This window comes from Streptomyces sp. DT224, assembly GCF_049844595.1.
In the GTDB taxonomy this organism is placed as follows: Bacteria; Actinomycetota; Actinomycetes; order Streptomycetales; family Streptomycetaceae; genus Streptomyces.
Genome location: NZ_JBNCLI010000016.1, coordinates 127,442 through 134,424, shown reverse-complemented (window position 1 = coordinate 134,424; position 6,983 = coordinate 127,442). Strand labels below are relative to the sequence as shown.

The 6,983-nt window shown below is 68.6% G+C and carries 7 protein-coding genes; all 7 read right to left on the bottom strand.

Features of this window, described 5'->3' with window-relative positions; genetic code table 11:
• Nucleotides 1-189: 189 nt before the first annotated feature.
• Entirely contained in the window at nucleotides 190-1,692 is a 1,503-nt protein-coding gene (locus ACLQ2N_RS33130; protein WP_425819012.1) for an ERF family protein, read from the bottom strand.
• Nucleotides 1,693-1,894: 202 nt separating this feature from the next.
• Nucleotides 1,895-3,166, bottom strand: coding sequence for a DUF2637 domain-containing protein (locus tag ACLQ2N_RS33125; protein ID WP_425819010.1), 1,272 nt, complete (start codon nucleotides 3,164-3,166; stop codon nucleotides 1,895-1,897).
• Between the two features lie 95 nt (nucleotides 3,167-3,261).
• Nucleotides 3,262-4,068, bottom strand: coding sequence for an ATP-binding protein (locus tag ACLQ2N_RS33120; RefSeq protein WP_425819008.1), 807 nt, complete (start codon nucleotides 4,066-4,068; stop codon nucleotides 3,262-3,264).
• A 19-nt stretch (nucleotides 4,069-4,087) separates the two neighbouring features.
• Nucleotides 4,088-5,308 (bottom strand): hypothetical protein, encoded by a 1,221-nt coding sequence (locus tag ACLQ2N_RS33115; RefSeq protein ID WP_425819006.1) that lies wholly within the window; start codon nucleotides 5,306-5,308, stop codon nucleotides 4,088-4,090.
• The gene (locus tag ACLQ2N_RS33110) at nucleotides 5,305-5,610 is read right to left on the bottom strand and encodes a hypothetical protein (RefSeq protein WP_383305185.1); all 306 of its coding nucleotides are present in this window, start codon (nucleotides 5,608-5,610) and stop codon (nucleotides 5,305-5,307) included. Before ACLQ2N_RS33110 ends, ACLQ2N_RS33115 begins: the two co-directional genes overlap by 4 nt.
• A gap of 71 nt (nucleotides 5,611-5,681) precedes the next feature.
• Complete coding sequence (locus ACLQ2N_RS33105; RefSeq protein WP_425819004.1) at nucleotides 5,682-5,990, bottom strand: WhiB family transcriptional regulator; 309 nt, start codon at nucleotides 5,988-5,990, stop codon at nucleotides 5,682-5,684.
• Nucleotides 5,987-6,547, bottom strand: coding sequence for a hypothetical protein (locus tag ACLQ2N_RS33100; RefSeq protein WP_425819002.1), 561 nt, complete (start codon nucleotides 6,545-6,547; stop codon nucleotides 5,987-5,989). Before ACLQ2N_RS33100 ends, ACLQ2N_RS33105 begins: the two co-directional genes overlap by 4 nt.
• Nucleotides 6,548-6,983: the final 436 nt, after the last annotated feature.

Here is a 6,983-nt window from a genome sequence, read left to right as displayed (position 1 = left end):
GGCGTACCCCTCGGCAGGCGTACCCCTCGGCAGGCGTACCCCTCGGCAGGCGTACCCCTCGGCAGGCGTACCCCTCGCTGGGCGTACCCCTCGGGTGTCTCAGTGGACGCGACGTGACGTGACGTGCCGCCCCGGAACGCATGCCGACCTGCCTTCAGTGGTCATGCGCCGCAAGGACGGCATGTCGCGTCACGACACCTTGAGCACGCCCTGGAGGAACTTGTTGATGTCGCGGGCGGGGACACGGTCACCGAACTTGGAATACTCGGCTGCCGCCTCGCTCATCCCTTTGCTGATGAACGCTGCCAGGACTTCGGGACGATGCTGCTTGACGTGGTCTTGAAGTCGGCTACCGCCCTTGATGTCCTCGATGCTCGTGCCGCCTTCGGGGAGAAGGTCGGCGACGAACTCCAGAGTGGGAACCCCGAGCATCTGTGCTTGCAGCTCCAGTTCGGCCACGGTGTTCGCGCGCGCTCGCTCAACGGCGCTCATGTCGGCTGTTCGCGGAGCAAGGCGCAGCGGAGGCCACTTCTCTCCCGGCTCGGCTGTCCCCGCGGGTACGGCCTGGGGCGCGGGAGTGGGCGTGACGGTCGGCGGTTCGTGCTGCTGCATCAGGTTGGCCCAACTCGCGAGGGCGACGGTGATCGCACTGTTGGCGTCCACCGTTCCCCACAAGTCGGTGACGATCTGAGCCTGCGCGAGAAGATCCCCCCACCGTGAACGCATGTCGTGGAGCGCTTGCCAGCCGTTGACCGGGTCTGCAAGCGCTGCCTTGAACTGGCGTCCGATCTCCTCCAGGTCGCTCGGGGTCGGCTGCGCGGTCGGGGCCGGCTGCACGGGCGGGGTCGATCGAGTGGGAGTGGCGGGGGGTTGATGAGCGGAGCTCTCAGGCTCCATCTGTCTTGCGACTGCGGGCCGAGCAGCGGCCGGCTGCGGCACGGGCAAGGCTTGGTCCCACTCGTCGGTGGGTTCGGAGCGGTATGGGTACTCGGCGAGCATCTGCGCGTGTACGGCCTCCGATTCCTCGGCCTGGCGTCGCTCGCGTTCCTGCTGCTCGGCCTCCAGCTTCCGGCCCTGCGCCTCGATCACCATGCGCAGGGTGGCGTCGGGGCGGTCGGGCATGTACAGACCATCGCACCTCTCGCGTGCGGCCCTGTCCAACACCGCCTTCAGCGCGTGCTGGTTGCGCCAGACGTCTCGCTCGTTGATCTGGCTGATGTACCAGTCCAGGGGGTTTCTGGCGGGGAGCGGATGCTCGAAGTCGCCGTCGTCGGCGCCGTCGCTGATCTCGAATGCCTGCTTGAATGCGTACTTCTTCGCGGCGGTCATGGCCTTGTTGGTGGCCTTGTCCGACACGTCGGCGCCTTCGCCGACGACCACTAGGGGGGTGTCCAGCTCGTCGCCGAGGGGCCCTCGGATGCGGTACCGAACAGTCAGGATCGCGACGTTCACGTTCCCGCGCTGGAAGTGCTGCTGCTGGGTGACCTCGGGCAGCATGCGCAGGCCGTACCGTGCCATCGGGGCGGAGGCTGCGGCCACGATGTCGTCGTACGCCTGGAAGCGGTAGTTCAGCTTTTCGTTGCGGCCGTTCTTTCCGACGATGCCGATCTCCCGCATGACGGCGATCATGGCCGCATCGACGGTGAGGGGTTCCGGCGTGGCGTCCACGGCCACTGTGGTTGTTTCGGCCATGGGTGACCGTCCTCCTGCGCTGGCTTCGGAGCGTGACGCCCGCGGCTTGCTCGGACCGGGGCATGGTGCGCCAGCGAAGAGGCTTAGATCCCCTTCGGGCACAGTGTACAGCTTATCATGTGGTCATCGTGGGTGGTGGGCCTGGAAACGACTACGGCGGGCGCCCCTTGGTGGGCACCCGCCGTAGTAACTGCCAGTCAGTTCAGTGTGCGCCGACCAGCTCGCGGCTATCCGCCGCAGTCTTCTCCTGGTACCACCGCTCGAACTTCGGCTTCACCTTCGTGCGGCCCGACGTGGACGACCGGCCCAGCCGGCGCCCCAGGTTGCTGCCGCAGAACTCCCCGCCCGGCCTGGCGAGCGGGTCCTGCTCCCAGTCCTCGTACGGGCTCGCCTCCCGCGCCGCGAAGTACAGCTCGAACAGGGCTGCCTCGGCCTTGTCCATCGTCAGGCCGGCGAACTCGCTGTCCATGACCACGCCGGCCGTCACAACACGCCGCGCCGTCCCCTCGGCCTTGGCCGCCCGAACAACACGCCGTCCGCTGGAAGGTGCGACCGCCGCGGCGTGCTCCGACTGGCGCGCCCGTTCTGCCCGGCGCCGCTCCTGCTCCTCACGCTCGGCCCTTTCCCGCCGCTCCTCGTCCGCCCGCTGTTCCTGACGCCGGCGCTCGGACGCTTCCCGCTCCGCCCGCTCGCGCTCCATCCGTGCGGTGAACTCGCGGGCCGCCTTCTCCCGCTCCAGCGCCGCAGCCCGCTCTGCCTGCTCCCGCGCGGTGCGCTCCCTCTCTACGGCCAGGGCGTGCTCGCGCTCGGCGGTAAGCCGCGCCTCCTCGCGCTGCGCGCGCTCCCGTTCCACCTGGGCGGCGTGATCGCGTGCCCGCTGTTCTTCTTCCTGCCGCCTGGCCTGCTCCTGCTCCCGCTCCTCGCGGGCGTTCCGCTGCTGCGCCTCGCGCTGAGCCCGTTCCCGTTCCGCTGCCCTCGCCTGCTCTTGGGCGATACGAGTCAGGGCGGCTGTGATCGCGCGCCGGTACGACAGGCTGGCCTCGGCGGTCACGATCAGCAGGAGCGGCGCTACCGAGTGCACGGCCATGCCCACCCAGTCCCGATGCAGAGCGCTGTTTCCGACGTTGAGAGCGAGCGTCATCAGGCCGGTCATCCACCGCAGGAGAACCGGCCAAGTGCCGCTTTTGCCGCCGAGCCGGGCAATGACCGCGTCGAGCTTCACCACGATGATGACCGCGGCGTCCACAACGAGCGGAAGGATGGGTGCCGTCCACCCCCAGCCCGACGGGCTGACCGACCGGACGAGAGGGGTGACGGTGAGCACGCTGTAGAGCAGAGCCCCGGCCGTGATTGCCCAGGTCCCTGCGATCAGTGTGCGCTCGGCGGATCGAATGTCCGACTCGGACATGGTCGCGAAGCGCGCCGTTGGAAGGGGTGGGGTCACGAAGCTGTCCTCCAAGAGCGTTGTCAGCACGCTCTCGCTCGTGAGCGCACCGGTTCCGGACAGCCTAGATCACGCTACGCTCGCCAGCCCTCGCCGTTTCAGCGAACCGCCAGATATCGCATCGATTACCACCTTTGCGGCTTCCGGGCGTCGTCGCCGATGAGCTTGAGCGGCAATGCCCGGCCCCCGATGCGGGATGCCAGACGCTCGCCGAGGACTTCCTCCACCTGGTCGAAGTTCAGGTTCGTCGTGAAGATCGTTCCGCGTCCGGCGTTGCTCCGTGCTGTGATCAGGTCGCTGGTGAGCGTCCGCACGTGGTTCGTGGCGTACTCGTCCATCTCCTGGCACAGGTCGTCCAGGACCAGCACGTCGCAGCGCTCGTAGCGCTCCACGATCTGCGTGCGCGTGAGACCGGCGGGCGCACTGTCCGGCCGGAGCCAGTGCAGGTACTTCGAGTGCGAGACGAAGCGAGCCATCAGCCCGCATTCAACGGCGTAGGCGCCGGCCGCCGCCGCAGCGGCCGTCTTCTTCGAGCCGGTCGAACCGTGGAGAATCAGGTGCTGGACGGTGGGCCGCACGATATCCCGCTTGTCCAACGGAAGTTTCTCCTGCTCGCGATTGAGCTGCCGCACCTCCACGATCTTGTCCACGTAGGTGCGCACGTGATCGGGGAACTGGTCCTTGTGGAGCTTGGCGAGGGTGAAGCGGGCGTAGTCGTTGTGCCCGGACACGCGCAGCGAGTTCACCCACGCCTGCCGGTACACCTCCTGCTGGTAGGCGTCCGTGCTGTCGGGGCGGTCCTCGGTCAGGGGCGCCTTGCCCGGGTCGAGGCCGCGGCGGCGCAGGATGCTCGCCACGGTGGCTATGGGGCCATCGGCGCGCACGACCTGGTGCGATGCCGGGGGCGCCGGGGCGGGCATGGTGAGGGACATGTCTTCGGTCCTCCTCTCGTCAGGCGGCGTCATCGGACTGGACCCCGAACACGCTCAGGTCGGGGGCGTCCGGTGTTCCGGTAGCCGCGCCCGGGGCAGGCGCTTCCTTGTGCTTCCACTGGTCGTTGCTGAACAGTGGCTTCCTGCCCCCGCGCTTCTGCTGCACGCCCGACAGGCGGCGCAGCGCGAGATCGAACTCCCTCTTCGCCGGCGACCACTCGCCCAGCTCCATCAGGGCCTGCCAGATGATTTCCCGGCTGTAGCCGGCGTTCAGGGCCGTTCGGATGCGGGTGCGGAGGTTGAGGAAGTAGCCCGTCTCCTGGCGCTTCGTGTCCGCGAGAAGTGGCCCCATCTTCTTGTCCGCGACCCGGGCCTGGGCGACTTCCCACCACTTCGTGGCCCCGGACTGCGCCGCCTTGTCGAGCTCGATCTCCTCGGGCGTTTTCCCTTGGTACGTCTTGAGGGCCCGTTCGAACTTGGCCTTGGCCGGGCCCCACTCGCGAAGCTCGCGCAGCACGAACTTGACGAGCTCCAGGTCGTGACCGGCGTCGAGAGCGTCGCGGATGCGCGCCGTCAGGTTGCCCTGGGCCCGCTCCTTCTGCCGGTCGGTACCGACCGGCTTCATGGAACCCTGCCGGGCCAGCTCCTCGGCCTGAGCCCACCACTCGGCGGCGGCCGTGCGCACCAGCTCGTCAACAGCGCTCTCGGCGGACTTCGTCACGGCGGCCGGAGCGGGCGCTGAGTGCCCGGTCTCGGCGGCCTCGGCCTTTCGCGGCCGGCCCGGCGGGCGGGTCAGCTTCGCCGCTTCCAGGGCGCGCCGACGCCTGTAGTACTCGTCCAGGCTATGGTCGCCCTTGTACCCGTCGGGCGGCGTCTGGTGAACGATGTAGCGCACCCCACGGGCCCCGTTGGGGCGGGTGATCGGCTCGCGGTCGATGATGTCCGCCTCATCGAGCTGGTCCAGGTACGGATCGACGCTCTGCTCACGGGAGAACCCGAGTATCTGCGCGATCGTCTTGCGCGAGGGCCAGCATGCGCTGTCGCCCCGCGTCACATTCACATGCATCGCCAGCACGTTGTAAATGAACTTCGCGGTCGCAGAAACGATCTTTCCCGCGTACTGCGGGTGGGACTTGCTCGCCGGGTACAGGCTGACCCAGTCCGGGACCATGGAGAACGGCGCCTTGCGGCCGACGACGATCTCGATCTGCTCGTCCAGGTCGTCAATCTCTCCGCTCACTGGTCTGCCCCTTCCATGACGGTGGGCGAGAGTCGGTAGACGGTGTACCGGTCGCTCTGGCGGTCGATGCGCCGTGCGACGATGTCCCGCTCCATGAGGCCGGTACGGACAAGCTGCGCGACGGCGGCACGGGCCTCGTGGTGGGTCATCCCGGCCGAAGCGGCGAGGTCACCGCACCGGTGCCACTGGCGCAGGTCGAGGTCGCTGCGCCGCAGGTGCCGTACGAACGCGGCGAGAGTCACCGGGCTCACCTTGTCGGCGGCCTGCTCGATCAGCGCCAGACGGGTATCGCTGGAGATCACTGTGGTTCCTTGCGAAGGGCCCCGGCCTCCCGCGCGAAACGCGGGGGGCAGGGGCAGGTATGTACGGGCGATCAGGCGGCGGCGGGCAGGCGCTTGGACTTGGGCGGACGGGTTCCGTAGTCCAGGCGCACGCTCTGGCCGAGCTTCCGGGCCCGGATGATTCCGCTGCGCTCGCGCTCGGTGAGCCCGCCGAAGATGCCGTGTCGGGAACGGCTTGCCGGGTCGAGCGCCCACTCCAGGCACCGCAACCGGGCGGGGCAGTTCCCGCACACCTCGTGCTTGGCGAAGGTGATGGCCTTCTTGTCCGTCGGGGCGGGGAACATCGCCTCGGGGTCGATCTCCCCGCACGGCGCGTCGCGCATGAAGTCGGGGGCGGTCATTCGCCTGCCTCCAGCATCGGCAGAGCGAAGTCGTCCGCAGTCAGGTTGGGCAGGTTCGCCAGCGCCGCTTCCACGAAGCCGAGTCGGCCGTCCAGCGCCTCCATGCCGGCGTTGTTCCACTTCGGGCTGACGGTGTCGGTCAGACCGCCCGGGTCGTAGCCGATGCCCTCCACGATCTCACCGGTAACCGGGTCGATCACCTGCCCGTCCTTGTAGACCAAGCGGCTCAGCAGCGCCTTCTCGAAGGACTGGCGGATGACGTAGTCGGTCTCGCCCAGCGCGTCGGCGTAGTCGAGCACCTTCTTCGGGTCGTCGATGCGGAACTTCGCCTTCGCCATGGTCTGGGTGAAGGTGCCGAGCGGCTGGGTGCCACCGTCGGGAAGGGGCATCTCGGCCGTCAGGCTGCGGGTGCCCTTCGTGCTCCTGATGTGCTTGGCGTTCGCCTCGATGACCGGGTCGCAGACCGCGGCAACGAGGTTCTTCACGCGGTAGGCCACCGCAGCTCTCAGTGCCAGGTCGCTCTGGTCGACCGCAGGTGCGTTGTCCGTGTCGGGCATCGCGTACGTACCTCTCTGTTCGCCGGCGAACCGGCTTGGAGCGTTGGAGGTCTGGAACCGGTGGCCTCCGCTCTATGGACGGAGTGAGGCCGGATTTCGTTACACCAGACCGGGGGTGGCTGCTCGCTCGTGCGGCCACATCTCCGAACTGTACACGACGTCCGAACCGCAAGGGTAGGACGGAACCACCGTCGCGCGGCTTCCATCTCGCCTGGCCCGTGAGGCGGCCGGGGGAACGCGCACCCCCGGATTCTCCGAACGGCGCCCCGGGGCAGCCCCGTCCGGACACTGGGGACGCGCCGGCCGAGGAGCGGCCCGACGGTCCGGCCATGACGGCACGTCCCGGTAGCGAGCCGGGTCGCCGCGGTTGAAGTCCGCGGGCTCGCTGGCCAACGGCCGCTCCTCACCCTCCGATTCCCGCTGCGCGACAGGAGCA